Origin of the sequence: Arthrobacter sp. LjRoot14 (assembly GCF_964253905.1) — a bacterium.
In the GTDB taxonomy this organism is placed as follows: domain Bacteria; phylum Actinomycetota; class Actinomycetes; order Actinomycetales; family Micrococcaceae; genus Arthrobacter.
The window spans coordinates 626,426-647,430 of sequence record NZ_CAXURL020000001.1; the positions used below are offsets into that span (position 1 = coordinate 626,426).

18 protein-coding genes, 1 tRNA gene and 1 other RNA gene are annotated in these 21,005 nt (G+C 65.7%); 10 read left to right on the forward strand and 10 right to left on the reverse strand.

The genetic code is table 11. From position 1 onward, the window contains the following. The first annotated feature begins 36 nt into the window (after window positions 1-36). Window positions 37-3,057: a S8 family serine peptidase gene (locus ACSQ12_RS02990; RefSeq protein WP_436064271.1), complete on the forward strand. Its 3,021-nt coding sequence runs from the start codon at window positions 37-39 to the stop codon at window positions 3,055-3,057. A 31-nt stretch (window positions 3,058-3,088) separates the two neighbouring features. On the opposite strand, the gene ACSQ12_RS02995 is transcribed toward ACSQ12_RS02990, so the two are convergent. After that, on the reverse strand, window positions 3,089-3,592 hold the full coding sequence (locus tag ACSQ12_RS02995; RefSeq protein ID WP_209747566.1) for a MarR family winged helix-turn-helix transcriptional regulator: 504 nt from the start codon (window positions 3,590-3,592) through the stop codon (window positions 3,089-3,091). 78 nt (window positions 3,593-3,670) lie between these two features. Here ACSQ12_RS02995 and ACSQ12_RS03000 point away from each other — a divergent pair, with 78 nt between their 5' ends. Beyond that, the gene (locus ACSQ12_RS03000; RefSeq protein WP_209747564.1) at window positions 3,671-3,898 is read left to right on the forward strand and encodes a hypothetical protein; all 228 of its coding nucleotides are present in this window, start codon (window positions 3,671-3,673) and stop codon (window positions 3,896-3,898) included. 145 nt (window positions 3,899-4,043) lie between these two features. Next, window positions 4,044-4,226, forward strand: a complete 183-nt coding sequence (locus ACSQ12_RS03005) for a hypothetical protein (protein WP_209747562.1) — start codon at window positions 4,044-4,046, stop codon at window positions 4,224-4,226. Between the two features lie 112 nt (window positions 4,227-4,338). Here the strand turns inward: ACSQ12_RS03005 and ACSQ12_RS03010 are convergent, their stop codons facing one another. From ACSQ12_RS03010 to ACSQ12_RS03035, 6 genes are all read right to left on the reverse strand, one after another. Further along, window positions 4,339-5,697 (reverse strand): aspartate kinase, encoded by a 1,359-nt coding sequence (locus tag ACSQ12_RS03010; RefSeq protein WP_436064272.1) that lies wholly within the window; start codon window positions 5,695-5,697, stop codon window positions 4,339-4,341. A gap of 147 nt (window positions 5,698-5,844) precedes the next feature. Continuing rightward, window positions 5,845-6,432 carry a GNAT family N-acetyltransferase gene (locus ACSQ12_RS03015; protein ID WP_436064273.1) on the reverse strand — a complete coding sequence of 196 codons (588 nt, stop codon included), beginning with the start codon at window positions 6,430-6,432 and terminating at the stop codon, window positions 5,845-5,847. Between the two features lie 20 nt (window positions 6,433-6,452). Then, window positions 6,453-7,052: a recombination mediator RecR gene (recR, locus tag ACSQ12_RS03020; protein WP_028272227.1), complete on the reverse strand. Its 600-nt coding sequence runs from the start codon at window positions 7,050-7,052 to the stop codon at window positions 6,453-6,455. Window positions 7,053-7,212: 160 nt separating this feature from the next. Next, window positions 7,213-10,446 (reverse strand): DNA polymerase III subunit gamma and tau, encoded by a 3,234-nt coding sequence (locus ACSQ12_RS03025; RefSeq protein ID WP_436064274.1) that lies wholly within the window; start codon window positions 10,444-10,446, stop codon window positions 7,213-7,215. A 51-nt stretch (window positions 10,447-10,497) separates the two neighbouring features. Continuing rightward, window positions 10,498-10,594, reverse strand: an RNA gene (gene ffs, locus ACSQ12_RS03030) — signal recognition particle sRNA small type. Between the two features lie 68 nt (window positions 10,595-10,662). Next, on the reverse strand, window positions 10,663-11,019 hold the full coding sequence (locus ACSQ12_RS03035) for a hypothetical protein (RefSeq protein WP_436064275.1): 357 nt from the start codon (window positions 11,017-11,019) through the stop codon (window positions 10,663-10,665). Between the two features lie 404 nt (window positions 11,020-11,423). On the opposite strand from ACSQ12_RS03035, the gene ACSQ12_RS03040 reads away from it, so the two are divergent. After that, window positions 11,424-11,508 (forward strand) — tRNA-Ser (locus ACSQ12_RS03040). Window positions 11,509-11,555: 47 nt separating this feature from the next. Here ACSQ12_RS03040 and ACSQ12_RS03045 read toward each other — a convergent pair. Further along, the gene (locus ACSQ12_RS03045; protein ID WP_436064276.1) at window positions 11,556-12,485 is read right to left on the reverse strand and encodes an oxygenase MpaB family protein; all 930 of its coding nucleotides are present in this window, start codon (window positions 12,483-12,485) and stop codon (window positions 11,556-11,558) included. A gap of 343 nt (window positions 12,486-12,828) precedes the next feature. Between ACSQ12_RS03045 and ACSQ12_RS03050 the strand changes: the two genes are divergently transcribed. From ACSQ12_RS03050 to ACSQ12_RS03065, 4 genes are all read left to right on the forward strand, one after another. Further along, on the forward strand, window positions 12,829-14,070 hold the full coding sequence (locus tag ACSQ12_RS03050) for a peptidoglycan DD-metalloendopeptidase family protein (RefSeq protein ID WP_436064277.1): 1,242 nt from the start codon (window positions 12,829-12,831) through the stop codon (window positions 14,068-14,070). Window positions 14,071-14,167: 97 nt separating this feature from the next. Further along, complete coding sequence (locus ACSQ12_RS03055; RefSeq protein WP_307864455.1) at window positions 14,168-14,653, forward strand: glutathione peroxidase; 486 nt, start codon at window positions 14,168-14,170, stop codon at window positions 14,651-14,653. 236 nt (window positions 14,654-14,889) lie between these two features. Beyond that, window positions 14,890-16,101, forward strand: a complete 1,212-nt coding sequence (gene fdhA, locus ACSQ12_RS03060) for a formaldehyde dehydrogenase, glutathione-independent (RefSeq protein ID WP_209747550.1) — start codon at window positions 14,890-14,892, stop codon at window positions 16,099-16,101. Window positions 16,102-16,296: 195 nt separating this feature from the next. Continuing rightward, a complete protein-coding gene (locus ACSQ12_RS03065) occupies window positions 16,297-17,238 on the forward strand; it encodes a phosphodiesterase (protein WP_209747548.1) in 942 nt (313 codons plus the stop codon). 63 nt (window positions 17,239-17,301) lie between these two features. Here the strand turns inward: ACSQ12_RS03065 and ACSQ12_RS03070 are convergent, their stop codons facing one another. After that, entirely contained in the window at window positions 17,302-18,777 is a 1,476-nt protein-coding gene (locus ACSQ12_RS03070; protein WP_436064278.1) for a stealth family protein, read from the reverse strand. A 197-nt stretch (window positions 18,778-18,974) separates the two neighbouring features. Beyond that, entirely contained in the window at window positions 18,975-19,889 is a 915-nt protein-coding gene (locus tag ACSQ12_RS03075) for a hypothetical protein (protein ID WP_436064279.1), read from the reverse strand. Window positions 19,890-20,035: 146 nt separating this feature from the next. Here ACSQ12_RS03075 and ACSQ12_RS03080 point away from each other — a divergent pair, with 146 nt between their 5' ends. Continuing rightward, complete coding sequence (locus tag ACSQ12_RS03080) at window positions 20,036-20,335, forward strand: type II toxin-antitoxin system VapB family antitoxin (protein WP_028272925.1); 300 nt, start codon at window positions 20,036-20,038, stop codon at window positions 20,333-20,335. Further along, a complete protein-coding gene (locus ACSQ12_RS03085) occupies window positions 20,328-20,993 on the forward strand; it encodes a LytR C-terminal domain-containing protein (RefSeq protein ID WP_436064280.1) in 666 nt (221 codons plus the stop codon). The genes ACSQ12_RS03080 and ACSQ12_RS03085 overlap by 8 nt, the downstream gene beginning before the upstream one ends. Window positions 20,994-21,005: the final 12 nt, after the last annotated feature.

A 21,005-nucleotide genomic window follows, 5' to 3' on the forward strand; every position in this document is an offset into this window, starting at 1 on the left:
ACGCCACCGGTCCGGCAACCTAGGAGGCAGTTTGTCATGACTTACCCGCCTGTCGGCTCCCGCGTTCACAGCAGGAATCCTGCCATCCGCCTCGCAGCCGTCGTCGCTTTGGGTGTTTCCCTGATGATCGGCCAGGGACTGGCGGCTCCCGCCTGGGCGGCCGCCGATCCGGCGGCGGAAGAAACGCCATCCTTGGACGCCGGCCGCTACATCGTCATGCTGAAGGACAGGCCCCTGGCGGCCTACACCGGCGGCGTCGAGGGCATTCCGGGGACCGCGGCGTCCAACGGCAGGAAGCTCGACGCCGACAGTGCTGAGTCCCGGCGCTACTCGGCTCACCTGGAGTCAGAGCAGAGCAGGCTGGCCGCGGCAGAAGGCGTGGCCATCGACGACAGTTACACGCTGGCGGTGAACGGCTTCAGCGCGGAGCTGACCGCGGAGCAGGCAAACGCATTAACCAAGGACGGAAGCGTCCTTGCTGTCGTTAAGGACAGCCAGTACAAGATCGACTACTCGAGCACCGAATTCCTGGGCCTGCCGGGTCCCGGGGGAGTCTGGGCCGAACAGTTTGGCGGCGACGCCAACGCGGGCAAGGGCACGGTGGTGGGCGTACTCGATACGGGCTACACGCCGGGCAATCCCTTCTTTGCCGGAGAACAGGTGAAGCCGCTGTCCGGAGCCCCCCACGTGGGCGAACCGTACCTGTCGGCCGGAAACCAGATCACCATGCTGAAGGCGGACGGAAGCACATTCGCCGGCGTCTGTCAGGCGGGCGACCAATTCGCCGGAACTGAATGCAACAGCAAGGTCATTGGTGCCCGCTACTACGACGCAGCGTTCAAGGCCGCCGTCCCTCCGGGCCTGCGCTCGCCGAAGGAAACGTACTCGCCCGTGGACATCAACAACCACGGCTCCCATACCGCCAGCACCGCAGCGGGCAACAGCGATGTCAGCCAGGCAGTGGGCGGCAGGGATTTCGGCAAGGGATCGGGTGTTGCTCCCGCGGCGAAGCTCGCCATCTACAAGGTCTGCTGGGAGGGCGTCAGCCCGGCAACCACCGGCTGTTTCGCTTCCAGTGGCGTGGAGGCCATCGAGGATGCCATCAGGGACGGCGTCGACGTCCTGAGCTACTCCATCTCCGGCACCAACAACTCGACGGTGGACCCGGTGTCCATCGCCTTCTTGAATGCCGCGGCGGCAGGAATCTTCGTGGCCGCGTCGGCCGGCAACTCCGGCCCGGCGGCCAGTACCGTGAACCATGCCGCTCCCTGGATGACCAGCGTGGCGGCCTCCACCCACAGCAGCAGCCTCCGCGGCACGGTGGAGTTGTCCAGCGGCGAGAAGTTCGCCGGTGCCAGCATCATGTCCACCGAAGTCGCGAACGCGCCCATCGCGCTCGCCGCGGCTCTCAAGACGGCAGACGCCGTCGAAGCCAACGCAGCCCTGTGCGCGCCCGGCACCTTGGACCCGGCCAAAACCGCCGGCAAGATCGTGGTCTGCGACCGCGGTGTGGTGGACCGGACGGCGAAGAGCATGACCGTGGCCCAGGCGGGCGGCGTAGGCATGGTCCTGGTCAACCTGACGCCCAATTCATTGGACGTGGACCTGCACAGCGTTCCCACGGTCCACCTCGACGACCCCGCAATTAAGGAGGCAGTAGGGGCCGATACGGCATTGACTGCGAGCCTGGTGGCCACTGACACCACTGGCCTGGACCCGCCGCCGGTCCCGCAGATCGCGGGATTCTCCTCCCGCGGGCCCACCCTCGCCGCCAACGGTGACCTCCTGAAACCGGACATTGCTGCTCCGGGGGTAGGGGTGCTGGCGGCTGTCTCGCCTGCCGGGTCCAACGGCCAGAACTTCGGGTTCCTGTCCGGAACGTCCATGGCAGCGCCGCATGTTGCGGGATTCGGGGCACTATTGCTGGGCAAGAACCCGTTGTGGTCCGCCGCGACCGTGAAGTCAGCGATGATGACCACGGCCTACGACCTGGTGGACGCCGAAGGATCCCCCGTGCACGACGTCTTTGCCCAGGGCGCCGGACAGATCGATCCGGCCAGGATTGCAACGCCCGGACTGGTGTATGACGCCGGCCCCAGCGACTGGCTCGGCTTCCTGCAGGGGCTGGGCTATCAGCTGGGAGTTGCCCCGCTGGCCGCCAAGGACGTCAACTTGCCGTCCATCGCCCTCGGCGGCCTCACCGGCACCCAAACGGTCACCCGGACGGTGACGGCGTTGACGGCAGGAAGCTACCGTGCGGAAGTCGATGTTTCCGGGATCACGGCTGAGGTGACGCCGGACGTGCTGACCCTGGCAGAAGGGGAGAAAGCCACGTTCACGGTGCAGTTCACGAACTCCGGTGCCGCGCTCGACGCCTTTGTTGGCGGCTCACTTACCTGGAGCTCGGATGCGGCCACCGTCCGCTCACCGGTTGCGGTCCGTTCGGTGACGGCGGTTGCACCGGCCGTCGTCAACGCCTCGTCCGCCGGCGGAAGCGGCAGCATCGTCATTCCGGTAACGTCCGGAAGTCCGGAGCCCATCGATGTGACCGTGAAGGGCCTTGCCAAGGCGAATTCGACGGCGATCAGCCTGGTTCCCGGGCCGTATACCGGTGTCAAGGACGCCGCGAACGACGTGCAGATCGTGAACGTGCCGGCAGGTTCTTCCCTGGCGAGGTTTGCGGTCACCTCCGCCAACCCGGCAGCGGACTTCGACCTTTACGTGATTTCGCCTGCCGGCCTGCTCTATCCGGGGGCTACGCCTGCAGCCAACGAGGCAGTCTCCATCCCCGATCCGGTGGCGGGCGACTGGAAGGTGACCACCAACCTGTTCGCCAGCCCCGGCGGCGCAGCAACGGCAGCTTCGGTTGAAGCGATGATTCTCGCCGGCGATGCCGGTAACCTCACGGTCAGTCCCAACCCGCTCTCTATTGAAAACGGCGCCACCGGCGAGCTCACTGCCAGCTGGACCGGACTAGCGGCGGGCAACTGGGTGGGCCTGATCAAATACGGTACGGGACCGTCTACCCAACTGAACGTGTCCGTGACAGCGCAGTGAGTCCCTGCCATGGGGTCACTGGGGGTCCGGGCTAGGCGCCGGCGGCGTCCCGTCCGGCGGCATCGCGTTCGGCCGCGGCCTTGGTGGCAGCGATCAGGTCAGTCATTGCCTGGTGGAGTGCGCCCACCTGGTCGCGGGTCAGGCCAAGGCGCTCCATCATGGTGCCCGGAACCGCCGTGGCCCGCTGCCGGAGCGCTGCGCCGCTCGGGGTGAGCCCGACGGCAAGGGCCCGCTCGTTTCCGGCAGCGCGGCCGCGGGTGATGTAGCCGGCCGCTTCGAGGCGGCGCAACAGCGGCGAGATGGTGGCCGGCTCCTGGGCCAGTGCATCGCTGATGTCCCGGACAGAGCGCGGGCTGGACTCCCAAAGGCAGAGCATCACAAGGTACTGCGGGTGCGTCAGCCCGAGGGTGTCCAGCACCGGCTTGTAGGCGCCCACGACGCTGCGGGACGCAACCGTCAGGGCGAAGCAGAGCTGGTGTTCCAGCAGGAGGTCTTCGTCAGACGCTTCGATGGCCGCAGCCGAGCGCTGATTCATCGTCTTCTCCTCAATCGTTAGTGGGCTAATGATTAGCGTACACTGGATTGGACGAGACCGTTCTGAAGGGAATCCACAATGGCCAACAAGGAAAACGCCGCCCAAAGGTTCATGCGCGCAACAGGCAAGCTCCGGGCCATCTTCGGGCCGGCCAACCGCAGTTCCTTGGGCCATGAGATGACCGACGAGAATAAGGCCCTCCTTGCCCGGCGCGAAGCGGAGACCCAGCAGTGGGAAACCATGCGCAGGCCGGATGGAAGCACTTACGTGGTGCCCAGGAACCCGGACGACAAGTCCCTGCGCTAGGCCGCCGACGGCCCTGCCGCCCTGGGCCTTTTTCACTTCCCGGGCGTAAAATATGGGCACAGGTACCAACCGGCCAATGCATCACTGCTTGACCCGAAAAATGGGAAAGGGGGTGGGAATTGTGGCAAAGGCGATACAGCGCTTCATGAGCAAGACCGACAAGCTGCGGTTCTTCTTCGGGCCCGCCACGCGGGGTGATCCGACCGTGCCCGTTGTTCACAGGCACGACGACTTTGAGGCCGCTTCCGAAGAGGACCTGGCCCACTTCGAAGTGGAGACGGATTCCGAGGGACACCATTACGCGGTCCGCAAGGAAGACATTAAATAGCCCGTTGCAGTTGAAGGAACGGCAACACAGGAAAGGCACAGCGGCTTAGGCCACTGTGCCTTTCTCTATGAAGCTGTGCCGTTCCTGCAGCGACGTCCCGGGTGGGCCGGCCTTAGCGGCCGGTGCCGCCGTAAACCGTTGCTTCGTCTTCGCTGTCCAGGTCGAAGGCCTTGTGGATTGCCCGGACTGCGTCATCGAGCAGGTCGGCGTGCGTTACGACCGAGATGCGGATTTCGGAGGTCGAGATCATGTTGATGTTGATGCCGGCGTCGGACAGTGCCTTGAAGAAGGTGGCCGAGACGCCCGGATGCGAGCGCATGCCCGCCCCGATCAGCGAGAGCTTGCCGATCTGCTCGTTGTACTCGATGCTTTCAAAACCGATTTCGGGCTGGGCCGCACGGAGGGCAGCGAGGGCGTCAGCACCTTCCACGATGGGGAGCGTGAAGGAGATGTCCGTCCGGCCCGTGCCGTGGGTGGAAACGTTCTGCACGATCATGTCGATGTTGGAGTGTGCGTCGGCGATGACCTGGAAGATCGCTGCGGCCTTGCCCGGAATGTCTGGCACACCCACAACCGTGACCTTGGCTTCGGAACGGTCGTGCGCAACGCCGGAGATGATTGGCTGCTCCAAGGCAACTCCCTCTTGAGTCGTGATCTTGTCGTCGGCTCCGGGCATGACCCAGGTGCCTTCGTTCTGGCTGAATGATGAACGCACGTGCAGCGGCACGCCGAAGCGCCGCGCGTATTCCACGCAGCGCAGGTGCAGGATCTTGGCGCCGGACGCAGCCAGTTCCAGCATTTCTTCGCTGGAGATGCGGTCGATCTTCTGGGCGGAGGGCACTACGCGGGGATCCGCCGTGTAAATACCGTCCACATCCGTGTAGATCTCGCAGACGTCGGCGTCCAGGGCGGCGGCCAGGGCCACCGCAGTGGTATCGGATCCGCCACGGCCCAGGGTGGTGATCTCGTTGGTGGTGCGGCTCATGCCCTGGAAGCCGGCAACGATGGCGATGTGTCCCTTGTCGAGTGCGGTGCGGATCCGGTGGGGATCGACGTCGATAATGCGCGCCTTGCCGTGAATGCCGTCGGTGATCATGCCGGCCTGGGAGCCCGTGAAGGACTGGGCTGAAGCGCCGAGCTTGTTGATGGCCATGGCTACCAGGGCCATGGAGATCCGCTCACCCGAGGACAGGAGCATATCCATCTCACGCGCGGGGGCAGAGTCGGTGACCTGGGCGGCGAGGTCCAGCAGTTCGTCGGTGGTGTCGCCCATTGCGGAGACCACCACAACCACTTCGTTTCCCGCCCTTTGGGCGTCGACGACGCGCTTGGCGACCCGTTTGATGCCGTCCGCGTCGGAAACGGAGGAGCCGCCGAACTTCTGCACGATGAGCTGCTTGGTGCGGGCAGTAGCGACGGGCAGCACGTAGGGCTGGTTCTCTGTCTTCACTTCGGTAGTGGGCATACTCATGCGCGCACCCTCACTGCATCAAATCGGGGTTCCGGGGCCAAGCAACCAAAACGGCGCGACGGCGTAACTGATGTGCCCAGTTTATCGCCGGGAACCCCGCGGCGCTGAATTGTGACCGCATGGTGGCCTCACGTTAGTCATCTCGGGCTAGTCACTGCCGGCAAGGGTCCATGCCGTCCGGTCCAGGCGGTACCGCCAGGATGCCAGCGCTTTGCCGTGTGTGTCCTGGCTGGCCGTGAAGTAGTGATCCCGTGCGAACCCCAGACCTTCGAGGAGGCGCCGTGAGGCAGTGTTGGGTTCGTAGACGCCCGCGTAGACGGTGTGGGTTCCGCGTTCAGTAAAGAGCCAGCGGACAAGAGCTCCGGCGGCCTCGCGGCCGTATCCTTTGCCGTGATAGTCGGGGTGGAGCAGGTAGCCGAGGCTGGCGCAGCGGGCCGGCAGGCTGCCCGGCAGCGGTGGTTCGGCTGTGTTCCACGTGCGGCCGTCACCGACTACCACGCCCGTTGAGCGGAGAACCACTGCCCAGCCAAAGTGGAACCACTCGGCTGTTGAGCGTTCCGCGCGGCTCAGTAGATCAGCGAGGAGCAGGTCCGTTTGTCCCGCGGTCAGTGGCTGGTGCGAGAGGTAGCGGACGGCATCTGCGTCTCCACGGAATCCCCGCAGTGCGGCGGCGTCGGCCTGCGCCAGGAGGCGCAGTTCCAAGCGTTGCGTGATGATGGAGGCGGGCGGTTCCATGGATTGCCGTCGGTGCCCGGTCAGCTCAGGGCGTTGCGGCGGCCCTCGAACGCGCGCCCCAGGGTGACCTCGTCCGCGTATTCCAGGTCGCCGCCCACCGGCAAGCCCGAGGCAAGCCTGGTGACCGTGATGCCGATGGACTTAAGCATCCTGGCCAGATAAGTGGCCGTGGCTTCACCCTCGAGGTTGGGGTCCGTGGCGATGATGATTTCCTGGATGGCACCGTCGTTCAGCCGGGTAAGGAGCTCCCTGATCCGCAGCTGCTCGGGGCCCACGCCGGCGATGGGGTTAATCGCCCCGCCCAGGACGTGGTAGCGGCCACGGAAGGAACGGGTGCGCTCCACTGCCAGGACGTCCTTGGATTCCTCCACAACGCAAATGACTGAGGGGTCACGGCGCGGGTCGCGGCAGATGTTGCACAGTTCCTGCTCCGTGACGTTGCCGCACACCGTGCAGAACTTCACGCGCTCCTTCACGGTGGTGATGGCCTCGACAAGCCGCTTCATGTCCTGCGGGTCCGCCTCGAGGATATGGAATGCCAGCCGCTGGGCGGACTTGGGCCCCACGCCGGGAAGGCGGCCAAGCTCGTCGATCAGCTCTTGAACTGCACCTTCGTACACAATGTCCTCGTTCGTTTGAATCGTTTGTTGGGTTCGTGGATCGATGGGCCGGCGGACGCAGGCGCGCCGTTCCCTGCCGGGAACCCGGGAGGGTCAGCCCGCTGCGACGGAGTCCCGTTAGTGGCTGTCCGGGTCAAGGGTGCTTTTCCGGCGGGGCAGGCTAGAAGCGGGGTGCGATCGGGCTCCCGTCCAAGGACCGTTCCTCCACCAGCTTTCCGCCCAGAATACGCTCGACGGCGGCGCGTCCAAAGACGTTCGATTCCTCAATCGTTTCGTCGTCCGGACTGGGTGTGTCCTGGACGTAGGTCTTGACGGCCTCGGCCTGTCGCGCGGGGGCCTTGGCCCGGCCGGCTTCGGCCTCCGGGCTGTTGGACAGCCGCTGGTACAGGCTCTGCTTCACTGTCCCGCCGGGAGCGGCTGCCGGGGCAGCGGCGGGCTGGGCCTGCGGTGATGCGTAAGCCGCAGGTGCAGGTGACGCAATGCTCCTGACGTCGGGGCCGGACATGGCCGGCGACGGGTCCGCTGCCGTGGCAGGACCATACTGCGCGGACGTTGCCCAGCCTGCGCCAGCGGAACTGCCGGCACCGGACAGTGCACCCACTGGCTGCCGGACTTCGGCCGGGTGCGGGGTATCACCGGTGTGGAGGGCGCGGGCTTCCCGCGTCTCCACGGACCGGGGGAGCTGTGCCGCCGCCGGCTCGTAGTGCGGCGCCTGGGGCTCGGGAACCACAGACAGGCCTGCTCGGTCCGGATCTTCCACGGACTTGCCAACGTTCGACTCCGCACCCACGGTCCAGACACCCGGCGCCTCTTCCGTGGCGCGGGACCATGGATCGTCGTTGGCGGTAACGCCGGCGGTCCGCGAAGAGCCGGCGGAAGCAGGGATGCCGGCCGGCTGGTCGGCCGCGACACGGCTTGCCGGTGCCGGACGGTCGGGTGCCGGACGAGCCGGTGCGCCGGAAGAGGCTGCGGCTGCCTGGATCGGCCGTGACTGCGCAGGAACGGACGGAGTCCAGTCCATGGGAGGCTCTTCATCCAGCGGGGGAGCGTCTTCGTCCAGCGGCGGGCCCCAGTCGTCGTCCGGGTAGCTGTAGGAACCGGACGCGTCGTCGTGCTGCCGCGGCGCCGGCGGCGCTTGCGGGGCTTGCGCGGGCTCAGCTTGCACGGCCTTCCGCTCAGCGTCAGCACCGGCGGCGGCAGCGGTGGCCGTGTGTGCAGCGTCGGCGGCCTGGACAGGCATGGCGTCCGTGTCTGGACGCTCGGCCGGGGTGGCCACGGTGGCGGCGCCGGCTGCCGTGGTAGCGGCCGGGTGTGCACCCGCCGGGCTCACGTCGGGATCTGCGACCGTTGCGGCGGACGCAGGGGCAAGGCCCCAGGCAACGTCAGCGGCCGTCGCCGGGGTTTCCGGGCCAGCGGCCTTCGCCGGCGCTGGCGGGCCAGCGGGCGTCTCCGGCGACGCCGGGCTAGCCGGTGCTTTTGGGTTTGGCTCAGAGCTCGCTGAGCTGCTGGCGCCGCCGGACACTGCATGGATCTGGCAGTCAATACCCACGGTCTTGTGGATTGCCTGGCGAAGATTTTCCGAGTGGTCGGCCCGGCCGAAAGCACCGGCCAGTCCGGAGGTGGTGAACGCCAGGGTGAGCACCTGGCCGTCGAACTGGCCCACCTGGGCATTCGGTTCCACGAGCGCCCACGTGCTGCGCTTGATCTTGCTTAGCGTTTGCAGGACTTCGGGCCAGGCACGGCGGAGCACTTCGACGTCACCGCCGGCATTCGGCGCCGGAACGTTGCGCTCCGACGCCGGCTGGCCCGCTTCGGGCCGCTGGGCTGTCCGCGCTGCCGCTACGGGTTCGACGGGAGCCGGCGATGCGGGTTCCGATGCGGCGGCAGGTGCCGCCGGAGCCTGCGGACCGGCAGGCTGCGGGGCGGCAGTCTGCTGGCCGGCCGGACGCGACGGGGCGGAGCCGGAGGCACCCCGGTTCGCCGGCTGTGCCTCGTCGACCGGCCAATCGGTGGTGGAGACGCGCGGCGGAGTGAGGGATTCGCGGGCGGGAGCCTCGGGAGCGGGAGCCGCGGGCTGCTGTGGCGCGGTGGGTTGTGTTGCGGATGGCTGCTGCGCGGGTGCTGCGGGAACCGGAGCCGCTGCCGGGGACGCCGCCGGAGCCGGAGCCGCTGCCGGTGCGGAAGGTGCCGCTGCAGCAGCGGCGGGAGTTCCGACGTCGTTCCCGCCGTAATTCAGGCGCCGCTCCACGCGGTCGATCCGGGCGGCGATGCCGCGTTCGGTCTGTTCGGACGTGGGAAGGAGGATACGGGCGCAGAGCAGCTCAAGGTGGAGCCTCGGCGACGTTGCCCCCGTCATCTCGGTGAGGGCCGTGTTAGTCACGTCCGCCGCCCGGCTCAGCTCGGCTGCGCCAAGGTTGTGGGCCTGGTTTTGCAGGCGGGCTATCTGGTCGGCCGGCATCCCGCGCAGGATGGACTGGGCGCTCTCCGGCATCGCCTGGACGATGATGAGGTCGCGGAAGCGCTCCAGGAGATCCTCCACGAAGCGTCGCGGATCGTGGCCCGTCTGGATCACCCGGTCCACCGCCCGGAAGACTGTGGCGGCATCCGACGCCGCCACGGCTTCAACGACGTCGTCCAGCAGGGACGCGTGGGTGTAGCCCAGCAGTGCGACGGCGAGCTCGTAGTCCAGTCCGGTGGGACCGGCGCCCGCCATGAGCTGGTCCAGGACCGAGAGCGAGTCCCGGACGGAACCGCCGCCGGCCCGGATGACCAGGGACAGCACTCCAGGTGCCACCGGAACGTTTTCCTGGTTGCAGAGCAGCTCAAGGTAGGCCATGAGGGGCTCGGGCGGGACAAGCCGGAACGGGTAGTGATGGGTCCGGGAACGGATGGTGCCGATCACCTTGTCCGGCTCCGTGGTGGCGAAGATGAACTTGATGTGTTCCGGCGGCTCTTCCACGATCTTGAGCAGGGCGTTGAAGCCCGCCGAGGTGACCATGTGGGCTTCGTCGATGATGAAGATCTTGTACCGGTCCCGGACGGGAGCGTACGTGGCGCGTTCGCGGAGGTCCCGGGCGTCATCCACGCCGCCGTGGCTCGCGGCGTCGATCTCGATCACATCGAGGGAGCCGGAGCCGCCGCGCGCAAGCTCGACGCAGCTGGGGCACTTGCCGCAGGGAGTGTCGGTGGGGCCCTCGGCACAGTTGAGGCAGCGGGCCAGGATGCGGGCCGAAGTGGTCTTTCCGCAACCGCGGGGACCGGAAAACAGGTAGGCGTGGTTGACGCGGTTCTTTCGCAGCGCCGTCATCAGCGGCTCCGTGACGTGTTCCTGCCCGATAACGTCAGCAAAGGAATCTGGACGGTATCTGCGGTAAAGGGCGGTTGTAACACTCACAGAGAAAACCCTACCAATCCGGGCTGACAGTTTGCCGCCCTGTGGGGGAATAGTAAAGACCCCCCATGCACCCGCCAGAGCCCATTTACCCTTGCTACCTTCCGGTCCTGGGGGAGTTCAACAGGATGACGCCACATGAGGGGCCGTCAATGAGTTTACCCGATGATTTCGTGTGCCCCGAATCGGCAGCCGGCGGCCCGTTTAGGGCACGCTCGACTACGCTTCGCGGCCGTCCAATGGCGGCGGGGACAGGCGGTGTCCGTCGACTGCCCAGCTCATCAGAGCGGGCTCCTCGTAAGGGTGGGCGGCGCGAAGCGCGGCCACCACGGACTCGAGCACTTCTTCCTCAACGACGCATTCGATCCTTACCTCCGGCACCTGTTCGCTGCGGCCTTCCGAACCGATGAACGGCCGGGATCCGGCGATGGGCGTGAACCGGCCGGTGCCTGGGGCTGTGAAGGCGCAGTGCGAATAGTTGCCGATCCGTCCGGCGCCCGCGTCACCCACAGCGGCCAGTACAGCCTCCGCGTGGTCCGCGGGAACATAGGTCACCAGGGCGTGAAGTTGCGTCATGTGCCCATTTTGGCAGTACTTCGGCAAGCGGGTCAGGCAGGCGATTAGCGGCACAAGACGGTAACGGTCCGCCGATAACGGCGAGGAACCCTTGCTTATCACCGGTACAAAGCGGACCATGGATATGTACACCGATTGGGGCAATCTCAAGTTGAACTCAAGGTTGTGAGCTGCAGGGCCTGGCGCGAGGGCCGGACCCGGCAGCTCAACGGTGTTCCGGAAGAGTGGGCGCATTGGGGGCGTCCATTTTTACGTTAAGGACACTTTCGGCCGCCGGATCTGGCCGCAAATGCGCGGCCCGGGGACGGCCCCTGAATGTGCTGCCGCAACGCTCGGTCAGGCCCAATTGGGTGATGCCGAAAAGTTCAGGTATTCTAGTATCTGCTTTTGATTCAGAAGCTACTGGAGAATTCGCCTAGCGGCCTATGGCGCACGCCTGGAACGCGTGTTGGGTTAACGCCCTCGGGGGTTCAAATCCCCCATTCTCCGCGTTTGGCCCCGGTCCTCGGACCGGGGCCTTTTTGCGTCCTAGGGACCTAGGCCGCAAATCCAAGGCGCCGCAGGCGTCGCCGTGCAGCCTGCTCACTCGGGCCAACCCTGCGGCCGCGACCGGCACCGCCAAGCGCCAATTGGACGACGCCGAGAGTCACTTTGGTGCCAAACCGCACCGGCAGCGGCAAAGGCCCCAGCCGTGGCGGACGGAGTCCCAGCATGTCCCGGTATTTCGGTTCGAGGCTGGAAACAGCTGCGGCAAACAGCATCCGGTAGCCGGGGCGCAGTGAGGGATGAAGCGGCGGGTTGCGGATGAAGGCCACAATTTCGGCCACCCTTTCGTCGGAGCGCAGGTCGCCGTCGTCGTACCACTTGTCCAGCTGTTGCCGCATTTCCGCCTCGCTCAGCGGCGGTGAGTCCACGCCCATCAGCAGTCCGGCGTGCGCCCACTCGCGGACGTAGGCATCCGGGCCGCCCGGGATGGGGCGCCCCCAGATCTTGTGGGCGGAGAGGAATGCGTCGGTGAACGCGATGTGCACCCAACGGAGCAGCTCGGGATCGTTGGCTGCGTAGCTTCTTTTGACACCGTGAGCGTCCACGTACTCGCCCCGCACTGATTCATGCAGCCGCAGGACCCAGCCGGATGCTGCACGCGCCGCGGACGTGGAACCGTAGGACACGGTGAAGATCCAGCGGATGGTTCCGGCAAGCCGCCCCAGCGGATCCTCCCGGAACCGTGAATGGTCGTGCACGCCGGCAAGGGCGCCGGGGTGGAGTGCCTGCATCAAGAGCGCACGGATTCCCGCCACAATAGTGGTCATTGACCCGTGTACCGCCCAGACCGCGGACCCCGGGAGGTGATAACCGGCGTCGTCACCCTCTTCGAGCAGGGGAACCCAGCCCGGCACGGCCCCCCGTGATCCTGTGAATGTTTGCCTAAGCTCGGCCCGCCACTCCCTGAGGACATTGCGCATGGTCCATTGTCGCGCACTCTGCCGCGGGCCGCCGCCGGAGGAACATCCGGCCGGGGGAGTTTCCAGTTCCGGGACCCGGTGGCTGTGAGCCAGCTGGGAATTTTGGCGTGAAAGGGCGGAATCCCGCGGGAGTCTATCCAGGTGCTCCGTGATGGGGGTTCACAGAGGCGGTGGGCTGTGGTCCCATAGGAATCGTAAGTCCGTCGAGATTGGGGTCTGGCGGGCCTATCGCAGGAGTCAGCACGTGGGAAATCACTGGGGATACGGACGCGACAAACATCCAGGCAGGCCCTGCCTAACCGCTGCGCGCATACTTGGCGTTTGCGCTGTTTCAACGCTTGGCGTGATTGCACTTAGTCTCCAGGCACCAGCCTCACCGCCGGCGGCTGTGGTTGCCGCCACCTCGCAGCAGGCCGGGACGGGCGGTCCGGGCACCGCACCCTCGTGGCCGGGCGCCTTCATGAAACCGCTGGGCATTGCACCGGGGGCTGTTGCCGCCAACGCCAATGCCCTCGTTTCCTTCAGCCGCAGCGATATCCGGACCATTTCCAAAAGCGGCAAGCGTGAACTGAACGTTGCGTCCGAAGAACTGAGGCGGCCGCCTGCGGGATCGCTCATGGCGCCCCTCGAAATGCTGACCGAAACTTCCGGCTTCGGGCTCAGGGTCAGCCCCTTGACCGGCACCGCCGGGGAATTCCACTGGGGCCAGGACTTCGCAGCCGCGTGTGGCACCCGGGTCTACGCGGCCGACGCCGGAGTGGTCAGGGCCGTCGGCTGGCACCCCTGGGGCGGCGGCAACCGGGTGGAGATCGATCACGGCAACGGGCTGATCACCACGTACAACCACCTGGAAGGGATCGCCGTCAAGAAGGGGGACTCCGTCCAGGTGGGCGAGGTCATCGCGAAAGTCGGCACCACGGGTTCGTCCACAGGATGCCATCTGCATTTTGAAACCATCCTCGACGGCGTCCATGTCAACCCGCTGCAATGGAAGCTCCTGCCCACCAAGCAGGTGGACGAGCTCGGGACCATTGACATGATCAGTTACGTCCCTGGAGTGGACGCCCCCAAGGGCGACCCCACCTGGGCAATCCCTGTCGCCGCCGACAACTCGCATACGGTGGCGGGCGGGGAGACCGAGGGGCCCGTGCAGGGAACGCCTTCCGCCACCGCGACCGGAACACCGTCGGCCCCGGCGACGGCCACCACTCCGTCTCCGACGCCGAGTACTTCCGCTACCGCCACGGCGCCGGGGAGTTCGACGACGAGCGCGCCGCCGCCCACCGGCACCTCAACTGCCACGCCGACACCCTCACCATCTCTGACCGAGACGCCAACGCCGTCGCCGACCACGACCGGGCAGTCCACTGCGGCAGCGTCGCCGACGGAAACCGTCACCGGCATGCCCATAACAGAGCCTGCGGCCGGGCCCACGGTCACTGACACGCCGGAACCCACGTTCACGGCCACCGGGAACCCTTCGCCGGAACCCACGGCCACAGCGGAACCGACGACCGCCCCCGAATCGACAATGACAGCGGAACCGGCTCCGACCGGGACCTCCACCCCGACGCCAACGCCCTGACAGGATCCCGCCACCCGAATTCACCCGGGCACCAACCCATACACTTGGCCGTTGTCAACGAATAGCAGCCATGACCAGTTTCTTAAGGAAGCCCACCGTGAATTCGATCCACTCCATTCCGCTGACCCTCAACGACGGCACCGAAACCGATTTTGGCCGCTTCAAGGGGCGCGTGGTGATGGTAGTCAACGTAGCTTCCCAATGCGGCTTCACTCCGCAGTACGGCGGCCTTGAGTTGCTCTACGGGAAGTTCAAGGACCAGGGGTTCGAAATCCTGGGGGTTCCGTGCAACCAGTTCGCCGGGCAGGAACCGGGCAGTGACGACGAAATCGCCGAATTCTGCGAGCGCAATTTCGGCGTGACATTCCCCCTGACCGCGAAGGCCGATGTTCGCGGCAAGAACCAGCACCCGCTGTACGCGGAGCTCACCCGCTTCAAGAACGGATTGCTCCCGGGTCTCGTTAAGTGGAACTTTGAAAAGTTCCTGGTAAACCGCGACGGCGTTGTGGTGGCCCGTTTTGCTCCCACCGTGGAACCGGACTCGCCGGAGGTCATCGCTGCCATTGAGGAAGCCCTCGCCTGACGCGCGCGCGGATGATTACGACGGCGGCAGCTAGGGCCCAACGGCCCCTATCCCTAAGTATGCTTACCGCCTAGACTGGCCGAACCCTCCAATCTGTCCTGCACAGCCGTGGCGTTTCCAGCTGCAGCATCGCCGGACGATACGGGCCGGTCCATGCCTGCCTCGGAGGGCGCATCAGAACTTCGTGAATCACACTGGGCGCCCGTCTCGGTGCCCGTGAAACCAGGAGGAAAGAGATGACAGGGAACAAAGCCGTTGCCTACAAGGGGCCGGGAAAAGTCGAACTGATAGACATCGACTACCCCACCTTCGAGCTCAAGGACGGCCCGGGCGTCAACCCCGCCAACGTGGGCCGTTCGGTCCGCCATGGCGTAATCCTTAAGACCGTGGCCACCAACATCTGCGGTTCGGACCAGCACATGGTCCGCGGCCGCACCACAGCGCCGCCGGACCTCGTCCTGGGCCACGAAATCACCGGTGAGGTGGTGGAAGTCGGGCCCGACGTCGAATTCATCAAGGTGGGGGACGTCTGCTCCGTTCCGTTCAACATTGCCTGCGGCCGCTGCCGGAACTGCAAGGAACGCAAGACCGGCATCTGCCTCAACGTCAATCCCGACAGGCCGGGAAGCGCTTACGGCTACGTCGACATGGGCGGCTGGGTGGGTGGCCAGGCCAACTACGTCCTGGTGCCGTACGCGGACTGGAACCTGCTGAAGTTCCCGGACAAGGACCAGGCCATGGAAAAAATCCTGGACCTGGCCATGCTGTCGGACATCTTCCCGACGGGATTCCACGGCGCCGTCACCGCCGGCGTCGGCGTTGGCTCCACCGTCTACATCGCGGGGGCCGGCCCTGTGGGCCTGGCTGCGGCCACGAGTGCCCACTTGCTTGGCGCCGCTGCAGTGATCGTGGGCGACATGAACGAGGACCGGCTGAGGCAGGCGCGCAGCTTCGGCTGCGAGACCGTCGACCTGTCCCAGGGCGGCCCGGCAGAGCAGATCGAGCAGATCCTCGGGGTCCCCGAGGTGGACTGTGCCGTGGACGCCGTCGGCTTCGAGGCCAAGGGGCATGGCCACGATGCCAAGGAGGCTCCGGCCACGGTGCTGAATTCGCTGATGGAACTCACGGCGGCCGGCGGGGCGCTCGGCATTCCCGGGCTCTACGTCACCGGCGACCCGGGCGGCATTGATGAGGCGGCCAAGAAGGGCGCCCTCTCGCTCAGCCTGGGCACCGGCTGGGCGAAGTCGCTGAGCTTCACCACGGGGCAGTGCCCGGTGATGAAGTACAACCGCGGGCTGATGATGGCGATCCTGCACGACAAGGTGCACATCGCCAAGAACGTCAATGCCAAGGCCATCAGCCTGGAAGACGCGCCCAAGGGCTACGCCGAGTTCGACGCCGGCGCCGCCACGAAGTACGTCCTCAACCCCAACGGCTACCTGAGCTAGCTGCAAAGTACTTGAGTAGTCAGGTTCGGCGGTCACTTCCATAGTCGGGTATGTGGCCGCCGAACTACTTGTTCTTGCCGTTTTTCCAAATATGAATACTGGAGTTTGCACACTATTTGCCGAATGTCTGGTTGGATAGACATTACTGAGAGGGAAGTTGGGGGCTACAGTCTCCACCCAACCAGGAAGGCAGTAATGGAGCTCATCGAGGCCGAACATCCGCGGCCACGTCATTTTCTACTCCACCTGAGCGACCCCCACCTGTTGGGAGGTCCGGATCATCTCTATGGCGCAGTGGACAGCGAAGCCCGCCTTAAACAATTGTTTGAGGAAGTCAAGGCCTCAGGGGCCCGTCCGGAAGCCGTGATTTTCACCGGCGACCTGGCCGACCGCGGTGAAAAGGAGGCCTACGCAAAGCTCCGGGCCATCGTCGAACCCGCCTGCAAATCGATGAACGCGCAGGTCATCTGGGCCATGGGAAACCATGATGACCGTAACAACTTCCGTTCCGGCCTGCTCGACCAGCCCGGAAACGACGCGCCGGTGGACCACAGCTACTTCATCAACGGCCTAAGGGTGATCACCCTGGATACTTCGGTGCCGGGTTTCCATCATGGTGAACTGAGCGAGTCGCAGCTGGAATGGCTCGCCGCCGAACTCGCCACACCTGCACCGGACGGCACCATCCTGGCGCTGCACCATCCGCCGGTACCCTCCATCCTGGACCTTGCGGTCCTCGTGGAGTTGCGCGGCCAGCAGGCGCTGGCTGCGGTGCTCCGTAACTCGGATGTCCGCACCATCCTTGCCGGGCACCTGCATTACTCCACCACCGCCAGCTTCGCCGGCATCCCGGTATCGGTGGCCTCAGCCACCTGTTACACCCAGGACCTGAACGTGCCAGTCGGCGGTACCCGGCCCATCGACGGCGGCCAGGCGTTCAACCTCGTGCACGTTTATGAACACACAATTGTGCATTCCGTGGTTCCTATCGGCAGCGCAGCTGCGGTGGGCGAGGTTGTGAGCGCGGCCGAGACACAACGGCGACTGGCGGCCGCAGGCATCCGAATTCCGCGGCAGGCAAAGACGCAGGGACACCCGCCCACCCAGAGCATCCCGATGATCAGCGCGTCCCGATGATCAGCCAGGGCTCCGGACGCTGACCGGCGCTGGTGGGTGAACCCTTCCCTTGGCGGGGGAGCCCTACTTTTCCCAGGGTGCCTTGATCGGGTAGTACTTCTCCAGGAAGTCAGTGACCAACTGGGCGCGTTCCTCGGCTTCCACTTCGGGGAAGCTCCCGTCATTCAGGCAGAAGAAGTCCATGTTTCTCTTGGACAGCAGCTTGGGCAGGTAATTGAGGCCGGACCGCATCGTGGTGTCTATGTACCTCACCTTTGCTGCCGTCTGGGTCACCGCCCGCCCGGTCAGCAGTGCGTAGTAGTGGTAGAAGGAATTCGTCACTGAGATGTTGTCCGCTGCCCGGAAACGGCTGGCCGCGGTCTTGGCGAACTCCTGCGGGAACTCCTGCTCCATGGTGGCTGCAACGCTCCGCCGCAACGGGGCGGCGGTGTGCTCCAGGTGGCGGGTGGTGATCCGGCCGAAGCGGTCCCACAGGAGCTTCCGGTTCACCCTTGCGGCATTCTCGAAACCGCTGCGTTCCGCGTCGTTGTCGCCCAGCCCGATGCGGGTTTCCGCCTCAATGAACTTGGTGACCCCGCCGGGTGTGAAGAACATGTCCGGTCCCACCGCGCGGCCGAAGAACATGTCGTCGTTGGAATACAGGAAATGCTCAGAGAGCCCTTCGATGTGGTGCAGCTGGCACTCGACCGCCTGGGAGTTGTGAGTGGGAAGCACGGAGGGGTCCGCGAAGAATTCCTCACTGCGCACGATGGTCACCGAGGGGTGGTCGGCCAGCCAGGCGGGCGCAGGGGAGTCCGTGGCAATGAAGATCCGCCGCACCCAGGGCGCGAACATGTACACCGAGCGCAGGGCGTATTTAAGTTCGTCGATCTGGCGGTAGCGGGCCTCGTGGTCATCGCCTTCGCCCACAACGATGCCGGTCATCCTGGCCCGCCGCGCCGCGATGTACTCCGGGGAACTGCCGTCAACCCAGGAAAACACCATGTCGATGTCGAAGCTGATGTCGCTGGCGTGGTCCGCGAACATGTTCTCGATGGTGGGCCAGGTGTGGCCGTAACGCTCCACGGTGCCGCGCACGGCGTCGGTGGTGAGCATGGTCCGGCGGGTAAGGGAGTTTTCAATCGGCAGGATCAGCTGGTTGCCTTCGAAGCTCCACAGCTCGATCTGCACGCCGGCGGAGGAACCGAATTCGAAACCGCCGTTGGGCTCAACACGCGGCCGGTAGAGCCGGAAGATCCGGGCCTGGCGGTTCGGGGAGAGCTCGCCGTCGGCCACCAGGACAGAGGACTTCTTCTTGGCATCAACGGTCATGGAGTAGACGGGCTCGTCACGGCAGGCTTCCACCAGCGCGGACCGGAGCTTCTTCCGGTTCTCCCAGTCCAGGGCAATGACCGGTCGGTGGTTGTTGCCGCGCACCAGGAGGTAGTCGAGGCCCGCGTTGGCGAGGACATTGCGGATGAACAGCAGGTCCTCCACCATGGCCTGGTAGGGCGTGCGGGTGTCGTTGATCAGCGCGTAGCGCCCTCGGTGGCGGACCACATCGGGGCGGTTTTTCAGCCGTGCGACAGCCGCCGGCGACGTTACTTCGGCGTGGCTCCTGCCGTCGTCGGAAGCCTGACCGCCGTAGTAGATCTCATCCTGAACGAGTGCGTCTGTAATGGTGTTTCTCCGAGCTGTTGTCTATAGAGGTCCTACCTGCATGATAACCCGCGTAAAAAAACTCGACTAATCCGGAGTTAGCCGGCCAGAGCCTCCCGCCAGCTGCGCAGGAACGCGCCGCCGGCGTCGTCGTGGATCACGTCTTCAGCGAGCCCCAGGTCTGCGGCCGTCAGGACTGCATAGGGCTTGACGGGAACCCCGTCCGCGGGGCGGACATCCACGTGCTTCACCTCGTGGTCGTTGTGGTGCAGCCAGTCGGCCATGGCGTAGTCGGTGCGTGAATCACCCACCGTACGCCAGGCCAGGGGGCGGACACCCTGCGCCGCGAGCAGTTCCACGGCCCTGCTGGCACCCAGATCCTTGCCGAGGCGCACTGACTCGATGTCCGTGGAAATGATGGTGGGATCCACCCGGTAGTCGATCTGGTCGTCCGAATCGGGAGCATGGTGGTCCAACCGGACCACGCCCAGGCCATGGCGGGCCATAAGCACCATGGCGTCGGCGTCGAACAGTTTTTGTTCGTCGAGGTAGTCCCCGCTGGGCACGTCGATATGCTGCTCCACGGACACCATGGCGCGCTTGGTCTCGTCGTAGAACATGTGTTGGGCGTAGTCCTCGGACACCAGCCGGCGGACGTCATCGCCGTAGGCGCGGGGGACGGCGAGATCGTGGTCCACATGCACCGGTCCGGGCCCGGCAGCCGTGTAGCTGAACCAGACGGCACCCTTCTCGCAGATGGCATGGATGATGGTTCCCGCGGGCATGCCGGCGGCGATCATGGGCTCCATCACCTGTTCGCGGATGAACGCGTCCGAGCGGCCGGTGTTGAAGATGACGGGAATCCCGGCGGTGGCAAGGGCCACCATGTCCGCGATGATCTCCGGCTTGACGTTCCGGGTGACGGGGCTCGCCACCGGGCCGTCGACGTCGAGCAGGAGGGCAAGGGGAGGAGCCGACGGCGACGCGGCGGCCTGGTTCTCGGATGCAATCATGGCTCCATTCTCTCAGTCCGGGCAGGTCCGGCGCAGAATGTTGCCTTGCGTCCCGCCGGCAACCAATGGTCACTGTTTGGCTACAACCTTGGAACTGTGTGGGGTCATTCGTTCCCTTGGGCGGGCAACATCCTTAGGCTTGCAGGGTGATATTCAAAGCTGTGGGCGAGGGACGCCCTTACCCCGACCATGGTTACAACACCCCGAAGGAATGGGCTGCGCTTCCTCCGCGTCCCGTCCGGCTCGACGAGCTCGTGACCACCAAGCGCACCCTCGACCTCGAGGCTCTCCTGGCGGAGGACTCCACGTTCTTCGGCGATCTCTTTCCCCACGTGGTGCAGTACCGCGGGACCCTGTACCTCGAGGACGGGCTGCACCGTGCCGTCCGGACCGCACTGCATCAGCGCACCGCCATCCACGCCCGTGTGCTGGTGATAGATGGCTAGGAAACCCAAGGACATCACGGTCCTGCACGGGCACCGCGTCGTCTCCGGATCGGAGCTCAGGGCCACGTTCGTGGAGCCGGACGACACCGCGGAAGACCCCGTCCGGCTGCGCCGGCGAATCCTGCACGGCGTGGTGCTGGTTCTGCTGGTGGGGCTGATCATCTCCGCGATCATCGTGGCGCTGGCCATCATGAACGGACAGATCAAGATCCCGACGGCGGAGCGTAGCCAGTCTGCCGCTTCCGCGTGTCCCGCAACCACGTTCGATTACACCCCGAACGAGAAGGTCAGCCTCAACGTCTACAACGCCACCAACCGGCCGGGCCTGGCCCGTTCCGTGGCCGACGAGTTCCTGGCCAGGAAATTTGCGGTGGCCGCCGTGGACAACACCCAGTCCGGTTACAGGGGCGTGGCCGCGGTGGTGTCCGGGGCGGCGGGCCAGTCGGCCGCTTTCAGTGTCCAGCGGAACCTTCCCAAATCGGACTACTTCCAGGACGGCCGTTCGGACGGCAGCGTGGATGTGGTCCTGACCAGTGAATTCAAGGAATTAGTCGCTCCGGGCCTCGTGGACCAGACGCCCGGCCAGCTCAGCTGCCCCCGCGAGAGCCGCCGGATCGTGGACAGCGCCAAGTGGCCGGTGATCCCCAAAGCAGGCTGAGCCGGGCCGCGG

Excerpts from the sequence above, each read along its gene's own strand:
- fdhA (WP_209747550.1), top strand. The coding sequence starts at position 14,890 with ATGACAGGGAACAAAGCCGTTGCCTACAAGGGGCCGGGAAAAGTCGAA.
- ACSQ12_RS02995 (WP_209747566.1), bottom strand. The coding sequence starts at position 3,592 with ATGAATCAGCGCTCGGCTGCGGCCATCGAAGCGTCTGACGAAGACCTC.
- ACSQ12_RS02990 (WP_436064271.1), top strand. The coding sequence starts at position 37 with ATGACTTACCCGCCTGTCGGCTCCCGCGTTCACAGCAGGAATCCTGCC.
- ACSQ12_RS03035 (WP_436064275.1), bottom strand. The coding sequence starts at position 11,019 with ATGACGCAACTTCACGCCCTGGTGACCTATGTTCCCGCGGACCACGCG.
- ACSQ12_RS03065 (WP_209747548.1), top strand. The coding sequence starts at position 16,297 with ATGGAGCTCATCGAGGCCGAACATCCGCGGCCACGTCATTTTCTACTC.
- ACSQ12_RS03010 (WP_436064272.1), bottom strand. The coding sequence starts at position 5,697 with ATGAGTATGCCCACTACCGAAGTGAAGACAGAGAACCAGCCCTACGTG.
- ACSQ12_RS03000 (WP_209747564.1), top strand. The coding sequence starts at position 3,671 with ATGGCCAACAAGGAAAACGCCGCCCAAAGGTTCATGCGCGCAACAGGC.
- ACSQ12_RS03045 (WP_436064276.1), bottom strand. The coding sequence starts at position 12,485 with ATGCGCAATGTCCTCAGGGAGTGGCGGGCCGAGCTTAGGCAAACATTC.
- ACSQ12_RS03085 (WP_436064280.1), top strand. The coding sequence starts at position 20,328 with ATGGCTAGGAAACCCAAGGACATCACGGTCCTGCACGGGCACCGCGTC.
- ACSQ12_RS03015 (WP_436064273.1), bottom strand. The coding sequence starts at position 6,432 with ATGGAACCGCCCGCCTCCATCATCACGCAACGCTTGGAACTGCGCCTC.
- ACSQ12_RS03075 (WP_436064279.1), bottom strand. The coding sequence starts at position 19,889 with ATGATTGCATCCGAGAACCAGGCCGCCGCGTCGCCGTCGGCTCCTCCC.
- ACSQ12_RS03005 (WP_209747562.1), top strand. The coding sequence starts at position 4,044 with ATGAGCAAGACCGACAAGCTGCGGTTCTTCTTCGGGCCCGCCACGCGG.